The organism is Burkholderia sp. PU8-34 (assembly GCF_053427725.1).
In genome coordinates, this window is record NZ_JBSAXC010000001.1 from 763,972 (window position 1) to 784,720 (window position 20,749).

Sequence of the window (20,749 nt, forward strand, 5' to 3'; positions counted from 1 at the left end):
CGTGGGAATTGAAGGTCCGCTGTGAAGGTCCGTTATCGCGAAGGCTGACTGGCTGATGTGGGTTGATTGCGGTCTGCTGAGATGCAGAAACAGGACGTCCCCTGCAAGCATGTTCCCGTGCTCCGGTTACGTGGTCGCACCGATGCAGCGCGGGCTGCGCCTGACGACCGGCGTCGAGATCGCGCGGAGCGGGTCACGTCGAAGACGGAACCGTCATATCAATCACAGGCCCGGCCGAAAATCCGAATCACCTCATCCAGATGCTCGGCCATCGCTCGCCGCGCAGCTTCCGGATCCCGCGCACGAATCGCATCAAGAATCGCGCGATGCTCGAGTTCCGACCGGTGCGGCATATCACTCGGCGTATACAACGACTGCAGACGCTGGAACATCGGATCGTACTTGTGCGCGAGCAGCTGCTTGATCATCAACGCATAGGCCGGGTTATCGCTCGCCTCGGCAATACGAATATGAAACAGCCGATCACCCGGATGCGTGCGCGAGCCGCCGCGGTTGTCCTCCTGGTTGCGCAAAAACGCGTCATGGATCCCCGCGATCTGCGCGTCCGACCCGTGCACCGCCGCGAGCGCCGCGGCTTCCGGCTCGATCAGCCGGCGCGCCTGAAGCAGCGCGAATGGCGGGATTTCCGTATCGAGATCAAGTTCGATGCCGAGTTCGGGATCGATCTCGACCACCGCGAGCGTGCGTGCTTTCGCGCTGCGTTCGACCGCCGGCGCCGCAGCCGCCTCCGGTTGCCGAACCTTTACGCCATCCCCAACGCGCACGCTGACGAGCCCGCTCACCTCGAGCGCGATCAGCGCCTCGCGCACCGACGTGCGGGACACGCCGAACTGCTCGGCCAGCTCGCGTTCGGGCGGCAGGTAACTGCCCGGCGGAAAATCGCCGGACGCGATCATCGCGCTGAGCCGGTCGGCGATCTGCTGGTAGAGGCGGCGGTTCTGAATCGGCTGGATGGACATACGTTAATGCTTGACGTGCGGAGGTGATCGGTTTCGGTGGGAACGGCCTGCAGCCTTGCGGCATTTGGCAAACCGTCCGCGCTATTTTATCTGCCGGTCTCGCCGGATCGATTCCACTGTTTCATACAGGCAATCCATAACAACGCATTGTGGTGCCGCCCCACATTGCCCGCTGCTCGCCCGCCGACAGGCGGCTCGCCGCCCATCGCTCGACCAGCGACGCGACCTCGTCATACGACGCGGCAAGCAGGCAGACCGGCCAATCCGAGCCGAACATCAGCCGCTGCGGACCGAAGATCTCCAGCGCCGTGTCCAGACATCGCTCGATGTGCCGGATATCCTGCGCCCGCAAACCGCGCCGCCAGTCCGTTTCGGTGACGAGCCCGGACAGCTTGCACGCGACGTGCGGCAACGCGCCAAGCGCCTGCAACGCATCCCGCCAGCGCGCGTACGCCGTATCGTCGCGATCGAAATCGACGAGCGCGGGCTTGCCGAGATGGTCGAGCACGAGCCAGTGCGCGTCGTGCCGCGCACAGAAATCGCGCACGTCCGGCAACTGACGCTGAAACACCAGCACGTCATACACATAACCATGCGCCTGCAGCCACGCGACACCGCGATTGAAATCCGGATGCGCGACGAACGACGCGACGTCGGGTTCGTCCTGCACCTGATGGCGAAAGCCGCGCAGTTTCGGGCTGCTCCATTCGGCGATGCGCTCCGCGAGTCGCGGCGAACCGAGATCCTCCCAACCGACCACACCGGCGATGCGCGCATCGTCGCGCGCGAGATCGAGCAGAAATCGCGTCTCCTCGCGTCCCGCGCGCGCCTGCACCGCGATCGACGCACTCAGCGCCTGCGCGCGCATCAGCGGCCACGATTCGTCCGGCAGGCGATCGCGCGCGAGCATGTCCATGCCCGCGCCGATCCACGGGTAATCGTCCGCGCGATAGCGCCAGAAGTGCTGGTGGGAATCGATGCGCGGTGCGCTCATACTGTCCTCGTGTTCAAGCGTCGCACGCCAGTCTCGTGTTCCGGTGTCAAATGCGTCACCATGCCGTAGCGATCCGATCGTCGCAACCTGGGACCGCAGTCACTGTCGCGACGCACGCGGCACGCGGCACGCGGCACGCGGCACGCGGCACGCGGCACTCGGCACTCGGCACTCGGCACTCGGCACTCGGCACTCGGCACTCGGCACTCGGCACTCGGCACTCGGCACTCGGCACTCGGCACTCGGCACTCGGCACGCAACGCTCAATCGTACAGCGCCGCCGCCACCTTCGGATCGTCGATGTTGGTCTTGTCATACCAGTAAAAGCCCGTATCGATGATCTTCGGCAGTTTCTCACCCTTGATCGCCTTCACGCCTGCCTCGACGGTCTTGTAGCCGATCCCGACAGGATTCTGCGTGATCGCGCCGAGCATCAATCCACTGCGGATCGCGTCCTTCTGCAGCTTGCCGGAGTCATAGCCGACGATCACGACCTTGCGCTTCATCTCTCGCACGCCGTTGACAACGCCGATCGCCGAGCCCTCGTTCGTGCCGAAGATGCCCTTCAGGTTCGGATAGGCCTGCAGGATCGACTTCGTCACTTCAGTCGACTTCAACTGATCGCCTTCCCCATACTGCACAGTCACCACCCTGACCTTCGGATGCGCACTCTTCATCCGCTCGAGAAAACCATCACGTCGATCGATCCCGGTGCGGCTCGTCTGGTCGTGCGCGACCACCGCGACCTCCCCTTCGCCGCCGATCGCGGCGGCCAGCTTGTCGGCGGCGAGCGCGGCGGCGGCCTTGTTATCAGTCGCCGCCGTCGTCACCGGAATGTCGCTGTCGACGCCGGAGTCGAACGCGATCACCGGGATCTTCTCCGCCTGCGCCTTCTTCAGCAGCGGCAGCGCGGCCTTGCTGTCGAGCGCTGCGAAGCCGAGCGCCGCCGGCTTCTTCGCGATCGCGGCCGACAGCATGTCGATCTGCTTGTCGACCATCGCCTCGGTTTCCGGGCCTTCGAACGTGACCTTCACGTGGTAATCCTTCGCGGCCCGCATCGCGCCCGACTTCACGGCCTGCCAGAACTGGTGCTGGAAGCCCTTCGAAATCAGCGGGATGTAGGTTTCCTGCGCGTACGCGGCGGCGGATGCGCCGAGCGCGAGCGACAGGCCGAGCGCGATGCCGAGCAACCTGTTCCTGATCACTTCGTGTCTCCTTGTTCTATCGACCGGGATGAACGCGGCGCGCGGCCGCGAGAGAACGCCATCCGTGCCGCACGCCGCCTCAGCGGCGGCGCCGGCGCAGGATGTCCATGTAGACGGCCAGGATGATGATCACGCCCGTCACGACCGTCTGCCACTCCTGCGCGACCGACATGATGCGCAGGCCGTTGGTCAGCACGCTCATGATGAACGCGCCGATGATGGTGCCGAGGATGCTGCCCGCGCCGCCCGACAGCGACGTGCCGCCGATCACGACCGCGGCGATCGCATCCAGTTCGTAGCCCTGACCAAGCGCGGGTTGCGCGGAGTTCAGGCGCGACGCGATCAGCAGGCCGGCGATCCCGCACACGGCACCGCTGAACGTGTACACCGCGATCTTCCACGCGTCGACGTTGACGCCCGACAGCCGCAGCGCTTCCTCGTTGCTGCCGAGCGCGAACGTGTAGCGGCCGAAGATCGTCCGGTTCAGCACGATCGACGCGCCGATCGCGACGAGGAACAGGATCAGCACCGCGTTCGGAATCGGCAGCGCCGGAATCACGTTGCCGATCAGCGAATCCTGCGCAATCGACGTGAAGCCCGGCGTGTCGTTGAAATAGATCGGCCGCGTGCCGGAGATCACGAGCGACAGGCCCTTCAACAGCATCATCATGCCGAGCGTCGCGATGAACGGCGGCACCTTCATCTTCGCGATCACGATGCCCGACACGCAGCCGGACAGCGCGCCGAAGCCGAGTGCCGCGACGATGCCGACCGGCAGCGGCATCCCCCAGTTGGTCAGCACGACGCCGGCCATCACCGCGCAGAACGTCATCAGCGTGCCGACCGACAGGTCGATGCCCGACGTGATGATCACGTACGTGCACGCAACGGCCAGCACGCCGTTGACGGCGGTCGCCTGCAGGATCGCGACGAGGTTGTCGACCTCGAGGAAGTTCGGCGACGCGATGCTGAAGAACACGATCAGCAGCAGCAGGCTCGCGAACGCGAGCAGCTTCTGCCGCGCGGCCGGATTGAAGAAGCGCGCCCGGAAGCCGGAGGCGCCGGCCGGCGTGTCGCTGGAAGCCATGGGCGGAACGGGATGCGTATCGTTGGACATGATCGTGTCGGCGTCGGAATCAGCTTGCTGCGGACGAATCGCGCAGCGTGGCAAGGTGCATGATCTTTTCCTGCGTGGCGTCGGCCGCGCTCAGCTCGCCGGTGACGCGGCCTTCGCACATCACGACGATGCGATGGCTCATGCGCAGCACTTCCGGCAGCTCGGACGAGATCATCACGATCGCCTTGCCGTCGGCTGCGAGCGCATCGAGCAGCTTGTAGATCTCGCTCTTCGCGCCGACGTCGATGCCGCGCGTCGGCTCGTCGAAGAACAGGATGTCGCAGTCGCGCAGCAGCCACTTCGCGATCACGATCTTCTGCTGGTTGCCGCCCGACAGCAGCCGCACCGGCTGCGCGACCGACGGCGTGCGGATCGCCAGCTGCCGCACGTACCCGTGCGCGGTGTCGCGCATCGCGCGCGCATCGAGGAACGCGCCGCGGCGCACGAAACGGCGCATGCTCGACAGCGCGATGTTGTTCTGCACGTCCATGCCGACCGCGAGCCCGAAATGCTTGCGGTCTTCGGACAGGTAGCCGATGCCGTGTGCGACCGCGTCGGCCGGCGTGCGAATCGTGACCTTCGCGCCGTGCACGCGGATCTCGCCCGCATCGACCGGATCGGCGCCGAAGATCGCCCGCGCGACCTCAGTGCGGCCCGCGCCCATCAGCCCCGCGAAGCCGAGGATCTCGCCGCGCCGCAGCGTGAAGCCGACGTCGCGGATCGTCCGGCCGCGCGTCAGGCCACGCACTTCGAGCGCGATGTCGTTCGCGGACGTGTCGGGCGGCGCGCGGTGTTGCGCATCGAGCTGGCGGCCGACCATCATCGCGATGATCGACTCCATCGACGTGCCTGCCATCGGCACGGTCGCAACATACTTGCCGTCGCGCATCACGGTCACGCGGTCGGCGATCTGGCGCAGCTCGTCCATCTTGTGCGAGATGTAGACGATGCCCACGCCGTGCGCGCGCAGGTCGCGGATGATGCGGAACAGCTCGGCGATCTCCGCGTCGTTCAGCGCGGCGGTCGGCTCGTCCATGATCAGCACGCGCGAATCGAACGACAGCGCCTTCGCGATCTCGACCATCTGCTGGCGCGCGACCGTCAGCCGTCCGACCGGCGTGCGCGGGTCGAGCGCGAGCCGCATGCGCGCGAAGATCGCGGCCGCGTCGCGGTTCAGGCGCTCCTCGTCGATGAACACGCCGAGCCGGCCGCGCGGCTCGCGGCCGATGAAGATGTTCTGCGCGACGCTCAGGTGATTCATCAGGTTCAGTTCCTGATGGATGATGCCGATGCCGAGCGCCTGCGCGGCGCGCGGATCGGCGATATCGACCGCACGGCCGTCCAGCAGGATCTCGCCGCTATCCTTCTGGTAGACGCCCGCGACGATCTTCATCAGCGTCGACTTGCCGGCGCCGTTCTCGCCCATCAACGCATGCACTTCGCCCGGCAGCAGGTCGAAGCGGCAATCGTCGAGCGCCTGCACGCCCGGGAAGCGCTTGCTGACGCCGCTCAGCGCGAGCAGCGGCGCACGCCCGGCCGCCGCGCGGTGCGGGTCTGCCGGCGGAGTCGGCTGCGGAGTCGGGTCGGGTGGCATGAGCGGTCCTCGATCGGAGTGCGGTCGCGCGGATCAGCCAAGCGCACGGTCGAGATGTGTGTACCCGCCGTCGACGAACACCCATTGCCCCGTCGTATGCGACGCGCGTTCGGACAGCAGGAACACCGCCGTGTCGGCAATCTCGTCGGCGGTCGTGAAGCGCCGGCCGAGCGGCACCTTGCCGGCGATCTCGGCCAGCTTCGCGTCGGGGTCGTCGAAACCGGCGATCCATTTGCTATAGAGCGGCGTCATCACTTCCGCGGGAATCACCGCGTTCACGCGCACGCCGTCCTCGCGCAGCGCCGCTGCCCATTCGCGCGTCAAAGAGAGTTGCGCGCCCTTCGCCGCGCAATAGCCGCTCGTGTTGCCCTGCCCGGTGACGGCCGTCTTCGACGACACGTTGACGATCGCGCCGCGCACCGCCTTCAGGTGCGGCACGCAGTAATGCGCCATCACGTAATAATGGATCAGGTTGCGCTCGAGCGACGCGACGAACGCGTCCCGGCCCGCATCGAGGCCGACGCCGTCGTTGATCCCCGCGTTGTTGACGAGGCCGTCGAGCCGGCCGAATTGCGCGACAGTCTGCGCGACCGCATCGCGGCACCGCGCGTCGTCCTGCAGCTCGACTTCGAAAAATGCCGCGCGCGGCTGCCGCTGCTGCAGTTCGCGCCAGAACGCGTCATCCGGTGCGTGGCGCGCAAACACCACCGGAATCGCGCCTTCGTCAGCGAGCCGCAGCGAAATCGCGGCCCCGATGCCGGACGCGCCGCCCGTCACGATCACGACCTTGTGTTGCAGGTGTAAATCCAAGTTACGTCTCCGTCGTTCCTGATATGGCCGTATCCCGCGTCGCGGTGCTTGCGGCTTCATTCACTGCGTCCCACTCCTTGCGCTCGGCCCTTCCGGCGCGCAACGCAAGCCCCGCACTGCCGTGAACAGGCCCTAGCCCTGGAAGCGATACCGTTCGAGCGACTCCCGCTTCATCTCGATCGAGAAGCCGGGCGCCGTCGGCGGCATGTACGCCGCGCCGCGCACGACGCACGGCGTGACGAAATGTTCGTGCAGATGATCGACATACTCGGTCACGCGTCCCTCCTTTGTTCCCGAGATGCACACGTAATCGATCATCGACAGATGCTGCACGTATTCGCACAGCCCGACGCCACCGGCATGCGGGCAGACCGGCAGCCCGTATTTCGCGGCCATCAGCATCACGCCGAGAATCTCATTGACGCCGCCGATCCGGCACGCATCGATCTGCACGACGTCGATCGCGCCGCGCGCGATGAACTGCTTGAACATCACGCGGTTCTGGCACATCTCGCCCGTCGCGACCTGCACCGGCGCGATCGCCTCGCGGATCTTGCGATGTCCTTCGATGTCGTCGGGGCTCGTCGGTTCCTCGATGAACCACGGCCGTGCAAACGCCAGCTCGCGTACCCAGTCGATCGCCTCGTCCACTTCCCACACCTGGTTCGCGTCGATCATCAACTTGCGCTCGGGGCCGATCACGTCGCGCGCGATCGTCACGCGGCGGATGTCGTCCTCGAGGTTCGCGCCGACCTTCAGCTTCACGTGATCGAACCCCGCGTCGACCGCCTCCTGGCACAGGCGCCGCAGCTTGTCGTCCGCGTAGCCGAGCCAGCCCGCCGACGTCGTGTAGCACGGGTAGCCGTCGCGCTCCAGCACCGCGATGCGTTCGGCCTTGCCCGGCGCCTGCCGCCGCAGGATCCCGAGCGCTTCTTCCTCGGTCAGGCAGTCGCGCAGGTAGCGGAAATCGATCGCGCGCACGAACGCCTCCGGCGACAGGTCCGCAACGAGCCGCCACAGCGGCTTGCGCTCGGCCTTCGCCCACAGGTCCCACACCGCGTTGACGACGGCGCCGGTCGCCAGATGGATCGCGCCCTTGTCCGGCCCGATCCAGCGCAGCTGGCTGTCCGACGTCATGTGTCGCCAGAACCGGCCCATGTCCTCGCTGATCCAGTCGAGATCGAGGCCGACGACGAGCGGGCGCAGCGCGTCGATCGCCGCGCAGCAGATCTCGTTGCCGCGCCCGATCGTGAACGTAAGCCCGTGACCCTCGAGCCCGTCGCGGTCCGTTTCGAGAATCACGTAGGCCGCCGAGTAATCGGGGTCCGGATTCATCGCGTCGGAGCCGTCGAGCTGGCGCGAGGTCGGAAAGCGCACGTCGAGGACGCGCATCGATCGAATGATATGCATGACGAATCGTCCGATAAAGGAAATCAGCCCTGCACGGTGCGCTGGCGCTGCTCGCCGAGCCCCGTGATGCCGAGCGACATCGTCTGGCCCGCGCGCAGATAGACGGGCGGCTTCTGCCCGAGGCCGACGCCAGGCGGCGTGCCGGTCGAGATCACGTCGCCCGGCTGCAGGCTCATGAAGCGGCTCAGGTAGCTGACGAGGAACGGCACGCGGAAGATCATCGTCGCGGTGGTGCCGTCCTGGTAGCGCCGGCCGTCGACGTCGAGCCACAGCCGCAGCGCATGCGGATCGGGCACCTCGTCGGCCGTCACGAGCCACGGCCCGAGCGGGCCGAACGTGTCGCAACCCTTGCCCTTGTCCCACGTGCCGCCGAGCTCGAGCTGGTACTCGCGCTCCGACACGTCGTTGACGACGCAATAGCCGGCGACGTGCGACAGCGCGTCGGCTTCGGCGATGTAGCGGCCGCCTGCGCCGATCACGACGCCGAGTTCGACTTCCCAGTCGGTCTTTTCGGAGCTGCGCGGAATCTCGACGTCGTCGTTCGGTCCGCAGATCGCGCTCGTCCATTTGCCGAACACGACCGGCTCCTTGGGCACTTCCATGCCGGATTCGGCCGCGTGATCGGAGTAATTGAGCCCGATGCAGATGAACTTGCCGACCCGGCCGACGCACGCGCCGAGCCGCGGCGTGCCGTCGACGAACGGCAGGTCGGACGGCGCGATGCGCGACAGGCGCGCGAGCGACGCCGGGGTCAGCACGTCGCCGGCGATGTCGTCGACCACGCCGGACAGGTCGCGGATCCGGCCTTGCGCGTCGAGCAGGCCGGGCTTTTCGTGGTGCTGCGGGCCGTATCTCAGCAGTTTCATGTCGTTGGTAAAGAAGAAAGCAACGGATGGAGAACGCGGCGCGCTGTCGGCGTCAGTTCGACCAGCCGCCGTCGATCAAATGAATGGCGCCGGTCGTAAACGACGATTCGTCCGACGCCAGGTACAGCGCGAGCGCGGCCACTTCGTCCGCGGTGCCGATCCGCCCCATCGGCTGGCGCGCGATGAAGCCCTGCCGCACGACATCCGTCGACACGCCGCACACACGCGCCTGCTCGGCGATCCGCACCTCCAGCGACGGCGATTCGATCGTGCCCGGACAGATCGCGTTGCAGCGGATCCGCTGCTCGACGAAATCCGCGGCGACCGATTTCGTCAGGCCGATCACCGCGGCCTTGGTCGTGCCGTACACGAAGCGGTTCGGCACGCCCTTCACGCTCGACGCGGCCGACGCCATGTTGACGATCGACGCGCCGCCCGCGGCGATCATCGCGGGCAACAGCGCGCGGATCAGCCGGACCATCGACGTCACGTTCAGGTGCCACGAGAACGCCCACGCGTCGTCGTCGCAATCGAGGATCGTGCCGTGGTGCACGTAGCCGGCGCAGTTGAACAGCACGTCGAACGCGGCCTCGGTGGCGGCCAGCTCCGTCACGTCGTGCGCGCTGGTCACATCGAGACGCCGCGTCGTCAGCCGGCCGCCCGCGTCCCGCGCATCCGCTGCATCGGCCGCGAGCCGCGCGAGTGTCGCGTCGTTGATATCCGTCGCGAGCACGTCGGCGCCCTCGCGTGCGAAGCGCAATGCGGTGGCGCGGCCGATGCCCTGTCCGGCCGCCGTGACGAGCGCGCGCTTGCCCTGCAGTCTCATGGGTTCCACTCCTGTCGGATTGGCTTAAAGGCCCAAAGGTCCAACCAATGTTAGGAAACGGATTTCGACTTGTCACGGAAATGGGATTCAGTGTTTTCCCGAGCGTGGAAATCGGGAATCGGACGAGGCCGGAGGGAGTCGGAGGGCGGTGCCAGGCCCGCGCCGCTTGGCCTTGGACGGATCTGACAGGGAAGTCATCTTCGCGTCAGCGTCCCAACGGTCTGCTCCCGCCATCATGACCTGCATGGCCCGCCGATGGTGACGCCGCACCCGCCCGCCTCCGATCCCGGCGGGCACTCCGTCCTGCGCGGCGTCCCCGTGCCCTGGCGAGAGGGCACGACGGCGCGGCCTGTTTTGTCGCCCCGGACGCGTCCCGTCCGGGGCGCTTTTGTCTACGGTTTTCGAAGAAAGTAAGCGTGGATTGTTTCTGATTCGGCAAAAGGTAATTTGAGCCAGACAGGATGTTTTTTCCGGTCACAGACGCTTACATTTAGCGGACCACTCATGGAAACCGCTACGGAATCGCCATCGGGCAGTGAGATCCACTGGCCGGGCCGGTTCCGCACGAGCTTTAGGAAACGGCAAAATGAAGGCCTCCAATTCCCTGCCTGCGCTCGATCCCGCCGACGTCCACGTCGAAATCCTCGAACGTTCCGATACGCTGCTCGTCGTCCGCTGGGTCGAACCCGGCCGCTGTCACTACGGTGAACAGCGCTGGCGCCGCCGCTTCGCGCAGCGCACCGGCACCTGCGCGCTGTCGCGCCAGATCATCGAGCGCGGCGACGAAGTGTTCCGCCCCGCCGAACGCCCGGCGCCGGCGAACGCGGCCGCGATGATCTCCGCCGCCGAAGTGCTCGGCCTGTCGGGCGGCAAGTAATACCGATCCGTCGACAGGGCCTGTTCTCGCCATGACAGATCCTGGAAGCGCCCGTCTATCGCCATCGCTTGTCCGTCTCTTGCGCACCGCGGCTACGCGGCGGCGACCGGCCTGCAATTCGCCGCCGGCCCAGAGATGGATCGCGCGGCCGTGCGCGCCACGCTGATGCGAATTGCGAACCGCTCGCTATCTGGCGCAACCGGCCGGCATGGGCGCGTTGCCCGCGATCTTTGCAGCCACGCCGCCCGATCTGGCCCGCACCTCGACCATCGGCCCGTCGGGCTGGTTCGAGACGCGCGGGCTGCCGGCGGCCGCAAGCGTGCCGCGCGCCGCGCGTGACGCCGGCCGCGCAGCGCTGCTGCGAAAAGCTTCGCAAGCCGCGACGGGCGGGCGTTATCTCGACTTGGGCGTTGCAGCGGATTGCATGGCGGCCAGACCGTATGGCGCCACTGCCGCCGCACCGGACGTCCGCTGATCGGCCGCTCGCCAACGCTTCACGCTTATTGCGCAGCGCGAAACGAAAGCATAATGAAAGACTGATTCAACGCCGTATTTTTACCAATCAGGAAACAATCTTTAATCAAAATCGGCGTTTACCCTGAAGACCCCGGTGTCTAAGATTTCGTCAATCGCTTAAGACGTGGTGTCGACAGCGAACTCAATAAAACATCGGAGGTCATCATGAAATCGCTCGTTTATGCAGTCGTTGCCGCTACCGCTTTGTCCGCTTCGTTCGGCGCATTCGCGCAAAGCACCGTGACCCGCGCGCAAGTGCGCAACGAACTGGTCCAGCTCGAGAAGGCCGGTTACAAGCCGGGTGTGTCGAGCCCGTACTACCCGCAAGACATCCAGGCTGCACAAGCGCGCGTGCATGGTGACGACACGAGCGGCTACGGCGCACAAGCCGCGCCGGTCGTTCGCGCAGGCAGCCCGGCTGCCGAGACGAAGTCGAACCCGCGCGACTCGATCTTCTTCGGCCAATAAGCATCACGCGCCCGTTGCGGGCGCCGCGCATCGCGCACCCAGTATCCGGACGAGCCCTTCTGTCGGGCTCGTCTTTTTTTGTGAACCGCAAACCTCCGCCGCTCCGCAAGGGGCGGCTTCGCCCGGGCGCCTGGCGTCCGGGCGCTTTTTCGCTGGGTGCAGCGAATTTACCGATGTCACCGGTTCGTGCGTGCGACCGCCCGCCGTTGCGCGCGACGGATCACGCGCGCGGCGCGACGAGGAACGCCGCGATCTCGCGATGCATCCGCGCCGCCTGCGGACTCGTATCGAGCGCGCGCCAGCAGCCGTGCACGAGCCCTTCCCCAAGCCAGAAACGCGCGACGCCGCCCGCGTCGCGGATCCGTTCGGCGTACACGCGCGCATCGTCCCGCAGCGGATCGTGCTCCGCGCCGATCGCGAGCACCGGCGGCAAGCCGTCGAAGCGTGCGGCGTCGAGCGGCACCGCTACGCGCGGCGGCGAACGATCCCCCCAATACAGCGCGCGATAGCGATGGACGTCGTCGAGCGTCAGCATCGGCGCGTGCGCTTCGGTGTCGCGCGCCGGCCGCTGCGGCTCGCTGCCGAGCATCGGATAGACGAGCGCGATGCCGTCGATCCCGTTCTCCCCCGCGTCGCGCAGCGTCGTCGCGACGGCCGCCGCGAGCATGCCGCCCGCGCTGTCGCCTGCGAGTGTCAACGGCCGCGTGCACGGCCCGAACGGCAATTGCGCGGCCAGCGCCGCGCGGGCGACGGCCACGCAATCGTCGAGCGCAGCCGGCGCCGGATGCTCGGGCGCAAGACGGTAATCGACCGCGATGACCTCCAGCCCCGAATCGGCTGCGAGGCGCGCCGTGATCAGCGCATGACTGTCGAGCGATCCGACGACGAAGCCGCCGCCATGAAAGAACAGCACGGTGCCGCGCGACGCACCGTGCGCGGGCCGGTAGCGGCGCAGCGGAATCACGCGGCCGTCCGGCGCGCAATACGCGCGGTCGTCCTGCACGATGCCCGGCGGCAGCGACGCCGGCGTCCACGCGGCCGCAAAGCGCTCGTACACGCGGCGCTGCTCCGCCGGCGAACGCGTCGCCGCATCCGCCGGATACCACTTGCCGACTGCCGCGACGAACGCCGCGATTTCCGCTTCGAGCATCGTTCGCGTCCGGCGTCAGCGGCGTGACGGCGGCAGGCCGATCACGCGCCCCGCATAGGCAGGCGGCGGGCACTCGCGCTGCAACGCGTGCAGCGCCGCGACCTGCTCGGCGACATCGGCATCGAACGGCGCCGACTTCGCGCCGTCGCGCGTATCGACATGCAGCATCATCTGCTCGCTCGCGGACACAGGCTCGTCGAGCCCGTCCGCGAACAGCTCCAGATACACGTGCAGCCGCTTCGCGTCGTGCGCGAGCACGCGCGCGTCGACCCGCACGCGCCGCCCCTCCTTGATCTCGTGCAGGTAGTTGATGTGCGTCTCGAGCGTGTAGACCGAGCGTCCCCGCGACTTGCGCGCCGCGTCGTCCAGACCGATGCGGTCCAGCAGCGCATCGGTCGCGAAGCTGAAGATCAGCAGGTAGAACGCATCGCGCAGGTGCCCGTTGTAGTCGACCCATTCGGGCCGCACGACGTCGCGGTATATCGTCAGCGGGGTATCGCCCGTCATTGCTTAGTCCTCGAATCGCATGCCATGCCGCGCCTTCACCGCGGCGATCGCGCGCAGCACCTCGGTAATGCACTCGTCGCGATAGCGCTCGAGTTCCTTGATGCTGCGCGTGCCCTGCTGCTCGGTCGTGCCGTCGACGACGCTGTCGATCAATGCGTCGGTCAGTTGCGGCGCGACGAGCTTCGTCCACGGCAGCTCGAGCGCCGGGCCGAATTGCTGCATGAAGTGTCGCATGCCTGCGTCGCCGCCGGCGAGCGTGTAGGTCAGGAACGTGCCCATGAACGACCAGCGGATGCCCGCGCCGAAGCGGATCGCGTCGTCGATCTCGCCCGTCGTCGCGACGCCTTCGTTGACGAGATGCAGCGCCTCGCGCCACAGCGCCTCGAGCAGCCGGTCCGCGATGAAGCCCGGCACCTCCTTGCGCACGTGCAGCGGCCGCATGCCGAGACGGCGATAGATCTGCATCGCCGCTTCCACCGCTTCGGGCGCAGTGCGCTTGCCGCCGAGCACCTCGACGAGCGGCAGCAGGTACACGGGATTGAACGGATGGCCGACCACGCAGCGCTCCGGATGCGTCGCGCGCGCATAGAAATCGGTCGGAAGGAGCCCCGACGTCGACGACGCGATGATCGCGTCCGGCTTCGCCGCGCGGCTGATCTGCTCGTGCAGTTCCAGCTTCAGCGCTTCGCGCTCGGGCGCGCTTTCCTGGATGAAGTCCGCGCCGGCGACGCATTCGTCGATCGTCGAAACGAAGCGCAGGCGCGCGGGATCGGCGCCCGGCGCGAGGCCGACGCGTTCGAGCGCGGGCCACGCATTCGCGATGTTCGCGCGCAGTTGCTTTTCCGCGCCGGGCGCGGGATCCCATACCACCACGTCGAGACCGTGGGCGAGCGCGCGGGCAACCCAACCGCTGCCGATCACGCCGGTGCCGATTGCGGCGAACGTCTTGATGTCGGTAATCACAGCCATGACAAACGCATCCTTCAAATCGAGTGGAATCGGGCGGCGACCGCATCCATGCAGCCGCCGTGCTGTATTCGGGCGGCGGCCGCATCCAGGCAGTCGCCGTGCTGCATTCGGGCGGCGGCCGCATCCATGCAGCCGCCGTGCTGCATTCGGACCTCAGGCAAATTCGGCGATCGCGCGGCGTTCGAGCGGACGCTCGCCGCGCGCCGGCAGGCCGAGCTTGCGGCGACCTTCGGCCGGCGTCAGCACACGGCCGCCTAGACGCTCGACGATTTCGCGCGCACGCTCGACGAGCGAGCCGTTCGACGCAGGCACGCCGCGATCGAGCCACAGGTTGTCCTCGAGGCCGACGCGCACGTGGCCGCCGAGCAGCATCGCCTGCGCGACCATCGGCATCTGCATCCGGCCGATGCCGAAACCGGCCCAGTGCGCGCCCGGCGGCAGGTTGTCGACCATTGCCTTCATCGTGCCGGTGTCGGCCGGCGCGCCCCACGGAATGCCGAGGCACAGCTGGAACAGCGGCGGATCGTCGAGCAGGCCTTCCTTCAGCAACTGCTTCGCGAACCACAGGTGCCCCGTGTCGAAGATCTCCAGCTCCGGCTTCACGCCAAGTTCCTGGATGCGCTTCGCGCCGGCGCGCAGTTGCGCGGGCGTCGACACGTAGATGTAGTCGCCGTCGCCGAAATTCAGCGTGCCGCAATCGAGCGTGCAGATTTCCGGCAGCAGCTCCTCGACGTGCACGAGGCGCGTGAGGCCGCCGACGAGGTCGGTGCCCTTGCCGAAGCGCATCGGGTCCTCGCCCGCGCCGATCTCGAGATCGCCGCCCATGCCGGCCGTCAGGTTGATGATCACGTCGACGTCGGCCGAGCGGATCCGGTCGACCACCTCGCGGTACAGGTTCGGGTCGCGGCTGCCGCGCCCCGTCTGCGGATCGCGCACATGGCAGTGCGCAACAGTCGCGCCTGCCTTGGCCGCCTCGATCGCGGCGGCCGCGATCTCCTTCGGCGTGACCGGAATCGACGGATGCTTGCCGACCGTATCGCCCGCGCCAGTCACGGCGCACGTCACGATGACTTCGTGGTTCATGCTGATTGCCTCGTTGGGTTCTGGTTGCTTCGTGGATCGTCAGGACACCGGATCACGGTGCCCATCGTCGTCACAGGCCGAGATATGCCTTCACTGCCGGCAGGCCGTCCTTGCCGTCGAACGTCTTCACGCCCGCGAGCCACGGATCGAGCACCTGCGGGTTCTTCTTCAGGTACGCCTTCGCGGCCTCGGACGGTTTCGTCTTGTTCATCACCGACTGCATCAGCTGGTTCTCGAGCTGCGTCGTGAAGCGCAGGTTCGTGACGAGCTTGCCGGCATTCGGGCAGCGCGCGATGAAGTCGGGCGCGGTGAGCGTGTACACGCGCGCTTCGCCGTAGTTCGGCCCGAACGATGCGTCGCCGCCCGACAGGTAATTCATGCTGATCTGGATGTTCATCGGATGGGGCTCCCAGCCGAGAAACACGACCCACTTCTTGTCGCGGATCGCGCGATCGACGGTGACGAGCATCCCCGCTTCGCTCGATTCGACGAGCTTGAAGCCGCCGAGCCCGTACTGGTTCGTGTCGATCATCTTCTGGATCGTCGCGTTCGCGCTGCTGCCCGGCTCGATCCCGTAGATCTTGCCGTCAAGTTCCGCGCGGTGCTTCGCGATGTCTTCGAAGGTCTTCAGGCCTGCCTGGTATTCATAGCTCGGCACTGCGAGGGTCGCCTTCGCGCCGGACAGGTTCGGCGTCTCGACGACGTTGATCGACTTGCTGTCGAGGAACGGCTGGAGCTGCTTCTGCTGCACGGGCCACCAGTAGCCGAGCGAAACGTCGAGCTGCTTGCTCTTGAGCCCCGCGAACGAGATCGGCACCGACGAAATCGTCGTGGTCGGCTTGTAGCCGAGCGCCTCGAACACCGTCGACGCCATCGCGGTGGTCGACGTGATGTCGGTCCAGCCAATGTCCGCGAAGCGCACGTTGCGGCAGCTCTCGGAATCCTGCCCGGCGAGCGACGCGGTCGACCACGCACAGGCCGCCAGCCACACCGCGCCCAGCGCGGCAAACTTTCTCGACTTCATGGTTCCTCCCGGTTCGATGGAGCGAGCAGGTGGTTGGCGGGATGCGTCCCGGCCTGCATCGTGGCATCAAAAGTAACGAGCCATATTCGCGGCAAAGCGACCGCCGGCGACCTGTTCTTGACCGGGTGCGACTATGCGTAAAAACCACTAGATCTTGTGGATCCCTTGCGGGGCAGGGCCTGGCGGGTTATTGGGGATCGTTTTTGCTTGTCTCGTTGCGCCGCGGCAATCGGGGTGCCGCCCGCAGCATTGGTCGAGACAACCCGCATAGCCACGGCCCGCAAACTGCTCGAAAATGGGCACGATACGCCGAAGCAGGTCGCCGCAAAATGCGGCTTCGCCAATGTCGACACCCTGCGACGCTCGTTTTCGAAGCATGTCGGGATAACGCCTGCCGAATATCGCAAACGCCAGGCGTTTGCGCCGGAGCAGCCCTGATACGACACCCCGAAGCCACACAAAGCCTCACAACCGCTCCGCTCGCAAGCCACACACGCATCTGATCCAGCCCCGCCCCCATGCCCGAGGATTTCCATTTCCTGCTGTTGCCCGGCTTCTCCGCGCTCGGCTTCATGTCCGCGCTTGAACCGCTGCGCGTCGCGAACCGCTTTCGCACCGAACTCTACCGGTGGCACGTGCTCAGTGCGGACGGCGCACCGGTGCCCGCGAGCAACGGCATCCCGCTCGCTGCGGAAGCCGCGTATGCGGACGTCGAGCACGTCGGCACGGTGTTCGTCGTCGCCGGATTCGATCCGCTCGACTGCTACACACGCGGGCTCGGCGACTGGCTGCGGCGGCAGCACCGGCACGGCGCGACGCTCGGCGGGATCGATACCGGCAGCTTCGTGCTGGCCGAGGCCGGGCTGTTCGGTCCGTCGGACACGCTCACGCTGCACTGGGAAGCGCTCGCCGCATTCCGCGAGCGCTATCCGGACCTGAAGGCAACGCAGGAGCTGTTCGAGATCGGCGAGCGGCGCATCACGTGCGCGGGCGGCACCGCATCGATCGACATGATGCTGGACCTGATCGGCCGGCGGCACGGCGCGGATCTCGCGGCCGCGATTTCGGAGCAGTTCGTCGTCAGCCGGATCCGCCAGCGCTCGGACAGCCAGCGGCTCGAGATCGCCGCGCGCTACGGCGTGCACAACCGCAAGCTGATCCAGGTGATCGGCACGATGCAGCGGCACATGGAGAATCCGCTCGGGCCCGACGCGCTCGCCGACGAAGTCGCGATCACGCGGCGCCAGCTCGAACGGCTGTTCAGCGCGATGCTGAACGACACGCCGACACGCTTCTACCTGAACCTGCGGCTCGACCGCGCGCGCGAACTGCTGCAGCAGACGGACATGACGATCACCGATATCTGCGTCGCGTGCGGCTTCGAATCGCCGTCGCATTTCTCGCGCACGTATCGCACGCGCTTCGGCATCAGCCCGCGCAGCGATCGCCGTGTGCTGCGCTGACACGCGCCACACACGCAGTCGTTAAATCTGCGCACAAAGCAGCGGAGCATGACACGATCCGGCAACGTTGCCGCACGGCATACCGTGCGTCCGGCTAGAATCGTCGCTCGATCACCTCGCGCCGCCGCGCGCCTTCATCCGATGCAAGACTCCACCCGCTCTCTCGACGACCTCACGCCGGACCGCGTCACGACCGCGTTCGACTTGCCCGGCCACCCGACCGTCCGCTCGCTCGGCGTCGCGCAAGGCATCGTGGTCCGCTCGCGCTCGATCGTCGGCTCGTTCGGCGCATCGCTGCAGACGCTGTTCGGCGGCAACATCACGCTCTACACGTCGCTGTGCGAGAAGGCACGCCAGCAGGCGTTCGACAAGATGCTCGCCGACGCACGCAAGCTCGGCGCGAACGCGGTCGTCGCGATGCGCTACGACTCGACCGAGATCGGGGCGGGGGTCACGGAAGTGATCTGCTACGGGACGGCAGTGCGCGTGACACGTGAACCGGCGTGAGGCCCGGTAATCGCGCATTGTGTGGCCGCTGATTCTCGATACGGCGGCGCCCGGACGGGAGCGCACTTCGTCTCGTGCCGCAGCAGCGCGCTACACCGACCGAAACTGGCGGCGTTTCGGCAATGATTGCTGGACACGGCACGCGAAGCACGCGGCGCGGCCGCGCGTTGCGCTCGCGCCGGCAACCTGGGCAAGGAGCGCCGGCGAAGCAGAACGCAGTGCGCCCCTTCAGCGCCCCGTGAGCGTCGACAGCGACTGCAACAGCATGCCGTCGGCACGCGCCAGATCATCGAGCACCGAAAAGTGCGTGCAATCCGGCACGTGAACCAGCTCGACCGGCTCGCCGGCCGCGACGCACGCCGCCACATAGTCGTCCGAATGACGCACGAGTTCCGGCAGCTCCGAGCCGCCGACCGCAACAACCGTCGGCGCACCTTTGCCGACATGCCGCAGCGGGCTATACGCGTCGATTTCCTGCACGGAGAGTTTCAGCTTGTCGTCGAGCCACGACAGTGCGATCGGCTCCAGATCAACGAGCGCGCTGATCGGCAGCGCGGCCGTCACGGCCCGATGCGCGCGATACATCGCCGTCAGGTGCCCGCCCGCCGAATGCCCGCTCAGCACGAGCGGCCTGCCCGCGACACCGAGACCATCGCGGTCTGCCGCCAGATGGTCGAGCAGCCGGCCGATCTCGCCGACGATCTGCGTCATCGACGCGTCGGGCGCCAGCGTGTACTCGGCCAGCGCGACGTTGAAACCCTTCGCAAGCGGCCCGCTTGCGATGAATGCGAAATCCTCCTTCGCGCAGGCCTGCCAATAGCCGCCGTGGATGAACACGAAGGTCGGCGCATCGGGTTTGCGGCATGCGATCCAGTCGTAGCGTTCGCGAGGACGGTCGCCGTAGCGGAGATCGCGTCGTGCCGACGCTGCCGCATAAAGTGCCGCGCTACGGGCCTGAAAATCGGCCAGCACGGCCGGAAAGTCCGGAACGGCCTTGGTGTTGTCGTAAGCGGCGTCGAGTATTGCGCGATCCATACCGCGATAGAGCGTGGTCATGCTGATGTTCCTGTGAAAGCCGTCGTTTCGTTGTTAGCCAGAATGGCGGCAGCACGGCTGGCCGCGATGTCGACGACTTGCAGCTGTCTCGTGCCATCGCGGCGCCCATACGGTCGCCCGGCCGATGTCAAGGGTGGTCGTCGATCAGCAGGATCGGCTTCAGCGTCGCGCCGGCTTCGCTGTCCGCCGCCGCCCGGTTGATGTCCGCGAACGGGTAGAACTTCACCAGCTTGTCGAACGCGAAGCGGCCTTGCAAATGCAGTTCCACCAGCTCGGGAATCAACCTGCGAGGCACGCTGTCCCCTTCGCAGATCCCTTGAATGCGCTTGCCCGCGATCATCAGGTCGTTGAGGTCGAATGCCGCCTTCGTGCCTTGCCGTGATGCGCCGACGACGCCAAGCACGCCCAGCGGCGCCAGCGCCGACACGCCTTGAGAAAGAATCTCCGGCCGACCGGTCGTTTCGAGCGCGAACCCGACGCCACCGCCGGTGATGTCGCGAACGGCCTCGACCCAACCGGGCTCGCGGCTGTCGAGCGCGTGCGTCGCACCGATCTCGCGCGCGAGCGCCAGCCGGCCCGGCACGATGTCGACCGCAATGATGGTCGCGGCGCCCGAGAGCCGGGCCGCGAGCACCGCGGACATCCCGACCGCCCCCGCACCGAGCACGAGAAAGCGACTGCCGGGCGTCACTTTCAGCGAATGGATGACCGCACCGGCGCCCGTCTGTATCCCGCATCCGAGCGGCCCCAGCAACCGCAGCGGTGCGTGCTTGGGCACCTTGATCGCGCTGCGTTCGCGGGTCAGCGCAAATGTCGCGAACGAGGATTGGGAAAAGAAATGATCGTGGATCGGCATCCCGTCGGGCGTCGTGATCGCGCATTGCCCGTCGTGCCCGCTGCCGCCGAAATTCTGCGAATAGAAGTCCGTGCAGTACGACGTATGACCCGTAGCGCAGGTCATGCAATGGCCGCAATGTCCGTAAGACAGCACCACGTGATCGCCGGGCGCCAGCGACCTGACACGAGGGCCGACGGCTTCGACGACGCCGGCGCCTTCATGTCCCAGCACCGCGGGCAGTGGCACCGGATAGTACTGGTCGCGGATGATCAGGTCGGTATGGCACATGCCGGCAGCGACGATGCGCACCTGCACCTCGTCTTCCACCGGCGCACGCAGCCGCGCCGGTTCCAGCACGAACGGCGCCCCCTTTGTGCGGGTGACGGCGGCGACGATGTCGCGAAACTCGGTCTGATTCATCGAAGTGTCTCCGGATCGAATTGCACAGCCCTGATGCAGTTGAGTTGACGCAGATGCCCTGACGCAGTC

Annotated in this window: 21 protein-coding genes and 1 pseudogene; 6 read left to right on the plus strand and 16 right to left on the minus strand. The window is 66.8% G+C overall.

Annotation, left to right across the window (positions count from 1 at the left end):
- Nucleotides 1–218 precede the first annotated feature (218 nt).
- From ACV22Z_RS03515 to ACV22Z_RS03555, 9 genes are all read right to left on the minus strand, one after another.
- Nucleotides 219–980, minus strand: coding sequence for a FadR/GntR family transcriptional regulator (locus ACV22Z_RS03515; RefSeq protein ID WP_448074909.1), 762 nt, complete (start codon nt 978–980; stop codon nt 219–221).
- Between the two features lie 121 nt (nt 981–1,101).
- On the minus strand, nt 1,102–1,974 hold the full coding sequence (locus tag ACV22Z_RS03520; protein WP_448074910.1) for an amidohydrolase family protein: 873 nt from the start codon (nt 1,972–1,974) through the stop codon (nt 1,102–1,104).
- A 263-nt stretch (nt 1,975–2,237) separates the two neighbouring features.
- Nucleotides 2,238–3,179: a substrate-binding domain-containing protein gene (locus ACV22Z_RS03525; protein WP_448074911.1), complete on the minus strand. Its 942-nt coding sequence runs from the start codon at nt 3,177–3,179 to the stop codon at nt 2,238–2,240.
- A 79-nt stretch (nt 3,180–3,258) separates the two neighbouring features.
- Nucleotides 3,259–4,296, minus strand: a complete 1,038-nt coding sequence (locus ACV22Z_RS03530) for an ABC transporter permease (protein ID WP_448074912.1) — start codon at nt 4,294–4,296, stop codon at nt 3,259–3,261.
- Between the two features lie 19 nt (nt 4,297–4,315).
- Nucleotides 4,316–5,890 (minus strand): sugar ABC transporter ATP-binding protein, encoded by a 1,575-nt coding sequence (locus ACV22Z_RS03535; protein ID WP_448074913.1) that lies wholly within the window; start codon nt 5,888–5,890, stop codon nt 4,316–4,318.
- 33 nt (nt 5,891–5,923) lie between these two features.
- Nucleotides 5,924–6,700, minus strand: coding sequence for an SDR family oxidoreductase (locus ACV22Z_RS03540; RefSeq protein WP_448074914.1), 777 nt, complete (start codon nt 6,698–6,700; stop codon nt 5,924–5,926).
- A gap of 132 nt (nt 6,701–6,832) precedes the next feature.
- The gene (locus ACV22Z_RS03545) at nt 6,833–8,110 is read right to left on the minus strand and encodes an L-fuconate dehydratase (RefSeq protein ID WP_448074915.1); all 1,278 of its coding nucleotides are present in this window, start codon (nt 8,108–8,110) and stop codon (nt 6,833–6,835) included.
- A 23-nt stretch (nt 8,111–8,133) separates the two neighbouring features.
- Nucleotides 8,134–8,976, minus strand: coding sequence for an ureidoglycolate lyase (locus ACV22Z_RS03550; RefSeq protein WP_448074916.1), 843 nt, complete (start codon nt 8,974–8,976; stop codon nt 8,134–8,136).
- A 52-nt stretch (nt 8,977–9,028) separates the two neighbouring features.
- A complete protein-coding gene (locus tag ACV22Z_RS03555) occupies nt 9,029–9,802 on the minus strand; it encodes an SDR family oxidoreductase (RefSeq protein ID WP_448074917.1) in 774 nt (257 codons plus the stop codon).
- Nucleotides 9,803–10,388: 586 nt separating this feature from the next.
- On the opposite strand from ACV22Z_RS03555, the gene ACV22Z_RS03560 reads away from it, so the two are divergent.
- The 3 genes from ACV22Z_RS03560 (at nt 10,389) to ACV22Z_RS03570 (ending at nt 11,663) form a co-directional block, all read left to right on the plus strand.
- Nucleotides 10,389–10,679 (plus strand): DUF3331 domain-containing protein, encoded by a 291-nt coding sequence (locus ACV22Z_RS03560; protein WP_448074918.1) that lies wholly within the window; start codon nt 10,389–10,391, stop codon nt 10,677–10,679.
- A 208-nt stretch (nt 10,680–10,887) separates the two neighbouring features.
- Complete coding sequence (locus ACV22Z_RS03565) at nt 10,888–11,154, plus strand: hypothetical protein (RefSeq protein WP_448074919.1); 267 nt, start codon at nt 10,888–10,890, stop codon at nt 11,152–11,154.
- Nucleotides 11,155–11,360: 206 nt separating this feature from the next.
- Nucleotides 11,361–11,663 carry a DUF4148 domain-containing protein gene (locus ACV22Z_RS03570; protein ID WP_448074920.1) on the plus strand — a complete coding sequence of 101 codons (303 nt, stop codon included), beginning with the start codon at nt 11,361–11,363 and terminating at the stop codon, nt 11,661–11,663.
- Between the two features lie 220 nt (nt 11,664–11,883).
- Here ACV22Z_RS03570 and ACV22Z_RS03575 read toward each other — a convergent pair whose 3' ends face one another.
- From ACV22Z_RS03575 to ACV22Z_RS03595, 5 genes are all read right to left on the minus strand, one after another.
- Nucleotides 11,884–12,813 carry an alpha/beta hydrolase gene (locus tag ACV22Z_RS03575; RefSeq protein WP_448074921.1) on the minus strand — a complete coding sequence of 310 codons (930 nt, stop codon included), beginning with the start codon at nt 12,811–12,813 and terminating at the stop codon, nt 11,884–11,886.
- A 15-nt stretch (nt 12,814–12,828) separates the two neighbouring features.
- Nucleotides 12,829–13,320: a thioesterase family protein gene (locus tag ACV22Z_RS03580; RefSeq protein ID WP_448074922.1), complete on the minus strand. Its 492-nt coding sequence runs from the start codon at nt 13,318–13,320 to the stop codon at nt 12,829–12,831.
- 3 nt (nt 13,321–13,323) lie between these two features.
- Nucleotides 13,324–14,289, minus strand: a complete 966-nt coding sequence (locus ACV22Z_RS03585; RefSeq protein ID WP_448074923.1) for an L-carnitine dehydrogenase — start codon at nt 14,287–14,289, stop codon at nt 13,324–13,326.
- Nucleotides 14,290–14,442: 153 nt separating this feature from the next.
- Entirely contained in the window at nt 14,443–15,372 is a 930-nt protein-coding gene (locus tag ACV22Z_RS03590; RefSeq protein WP_448074924.1) for a 3-keto-5-aminohexanoate cleavage protein, read from the minus strand.
- Nucleotides 15,373–15,442: 70 nt separating this feature from the next.
- Nucleotides 15,443–16,396, minus strand: a complete 954-nt coding sequence (locus ACV22Z_RS03595) for a choline ABC transporter substrate-binding protein (RefSeq protein ID WP_448074925.1) — start codon at nt 16,394–16,396, stop codon at nt 15,443–15,445.
- A gap of 222 nt (nt 16,397–16,618) precedes the next feature.
- Here ACV22Z_RS03595 and ACV22Z_RS03600 point away from each other — a divergent pair.
- The 3 genes and pseudogenes from ACV22Z_RS03600 to ACV22Z_RS03610 all read left to right on the plus strand — a co-directional run.
- Nucleotides 16,619–16,834, plus strand: a pseudogene (locus ACV22Z_RS03600) (helix-turn-helix domain-containing protein); the annotation flags it as partial.
- Nucleotides 16,835–16,914: 80 nt separating this feature from the next.
- Entirely contained in the window at nt 16,915–17,859 is a 945-nt protein-coding gene (locus ACV22Z_RS03605) for a GlxA family transcriptional regulator (protein WP_448074926.1), read from the plus strand.
- Between the two features lie 141 nt (nt 17,860–18,000).
- Nucleotides 18,001–18,366, plus strand: a complete 366-nt coding sequence (locus ACV22Z_RS03610) for a YbjQ family protein (protein WP_448074927.1) — start codon at nt 18,001–18,003, stop codon at nt 18,364–18,366.
- 228 nt (nt 18,367–18,594) lie between these two features.
- Here ACV22Z_RS03610 and ACV22Z_RS03615 read toward each other — a convergent pair whose 3' ends face one another.
- Together ACV22Z_RS03615 and ACV22Z_RS03620 are read right to left on the minus strand one after the other, a co-directional pair.
- A complete protein-coding gene (locus tag ACV22Z_RS03615) occupies nt 18,595–19,422 on the minus strand; it encodes an alpha/beta hydrolase (RefSeq protein ID WP_448074928.1) in 828 nt (275 codons plus the stop codon).
- Nucleotides 19,423–19,549: 127 nt separating this feature from the next.
- Nucleotides 19,550–20,680, minus strand: a complete 1,131-nt coding sequence (locus ACV22Z_RS03620) for an NAD(P)-dependent alcohol dehydrogenase (protein ID WP_448074929.1) — start codon at nt 20,678–20,680, stop codon at nt 19,550–19,552.
- Nucleotides 20,681–20,749: the final 69 nt, after the last annotated feature.

Bases quoted from the DNA above. Each gene is read 5' to 3' on its own strand.
- ACV22Z_RS03565 (WP_448074919.1), top strand. From the start codon at position 10,888: ATGGGCGCGTTGCCCGCGATCTTTGCAGCCACGCCGCCCGATCTGGCC.
- ACV22Z_RS03615 (WP_448074928.1), bottom strand. From the start codon at position 19,422: ATGACCACGCTCTATCGCGGTATGGATCGCGCAATACTCGACGCCGCT.
- ACV22Z_RS03515 (WP_448074909.1), bottom strand. From the start codon at position 980: ATGTCCATCCAGCCGATTCAGAACCGCCGCCTCTACCAGCAGATCGCC.
- ACV22Z_RS03530 (WP_448074912.1), bottom strand. From the start codon at position 4,296: ATGTCCAACGATACGCATCCCGTTCCGCCCATGGCTTCCAGCGACACG.
- ACV22Z_RS03555 (WP_448074917.1), bottom strand. From the start codon at position 9,802: ATGAGACTGCAGGGCAAGCGCGCGCTCGTCACGGCGGCCGGACAGGGC.
- ACV22Z_RS03550 (WP_448074916.1), bottom strand. From the start codon at position 8,976: ATGAAACTGCTGAGATACGGCCCGCAGCACCACGAAAAGCCCGGCCTG.
- ACV22Z_RS03535 (WP_448074913.1), bottom strand. From the start codon at position 5,890: ATGCCACCCGACCCGACTCCGCAGCCGACTCCGCCGGCAGACCCGCAC.
- ACV22Z_RS03580 (WP_448074922.1), bottom strand. From the start codon at position 13,320: ATGACGGGCGATACCCCGCTGACGATATACCGCGACGTCGTGCGGCCC.
- ACV22Z_RS03560 (WP_448074918.1), top strand. From the start codon at position 10,389: ATGAAGGCCTCCAATTCCCTGCCTGCGCTCGATCCCGCCGACGTCCAC.
- ACV22Z_RS03605 (WP_448074926.1), top strand. From the start codon at position 16,915: ATGCCCGAGGATTTCCATTTCCTGCTGTTGCCCGGCTTCTCCGCGCTC.
- ACV22Z_RS03590 (WP_448074924.1), bottom strand. From the start codon at position 15,372: ATGAACCACGAAGTCATCGTGACGTGCGCCGTGACTGGCGCGGGCGAT.
- ACV22Z_RS03610 (WP_448074927.1), top strand. From the start codon at position 18,001: ATGCAAGACTCCACCCGCTCTCTCGACGACCTCACGCCGGACCGCGTC.
- ACV22Z_RS03570 (WP_448074920.1), top strand. From the start codon at position 11,361: ATGAAATCGCTCGTTTATGCAGTCGTTGCCGCTACCGCTTTGTCCGCT.
- ACV22Z_RS03575 (WP_448074921.1), bottom strand. From the start codon at position 12,813: ATGCTCGAAGCGGAAATCGCGGCGTTCGTCGCGGCAGTCGGCAAGTGG.
- ACV22Z_RS03585 (WP_448074923.1), bottom strand. From the start codon at position 14,289: ATGGCTGTGATTACCGACATCAAGACGTTCGCCGCAATCGGCACCGGC.
- ACV22Z_RS03595 (WP_448074925.1), bottom strand. From the start codon at position 16,396: ATGAAGTCGAGAAAGTTTGCCGCGCTGGGCGCGGTGTGGCTGGCGGCC.
- ACV22Z_RS03520 (WP_448074910.1), bottom strand. From the start codon at position 1,974: ATGAGCGCACCGCGCATCGATTCCCACCAGCACTTCTGGCGCTATCGC.
- ACV22Z_RS03545 (WP_448074915.1), bottom strand. From the start codon at position 8,110: ATGCATATCATTCGATCGATGCGCGTCCTCGACGTGCGCTTTCCGACC.
- ACV22Z_RS03620 (WP_448074929.1), bottom strand. From the start codon at position 20,680: ATGAATCAGACCGAGTTTCGCGACATCGTCGCCGCCGTCACCCGCACA.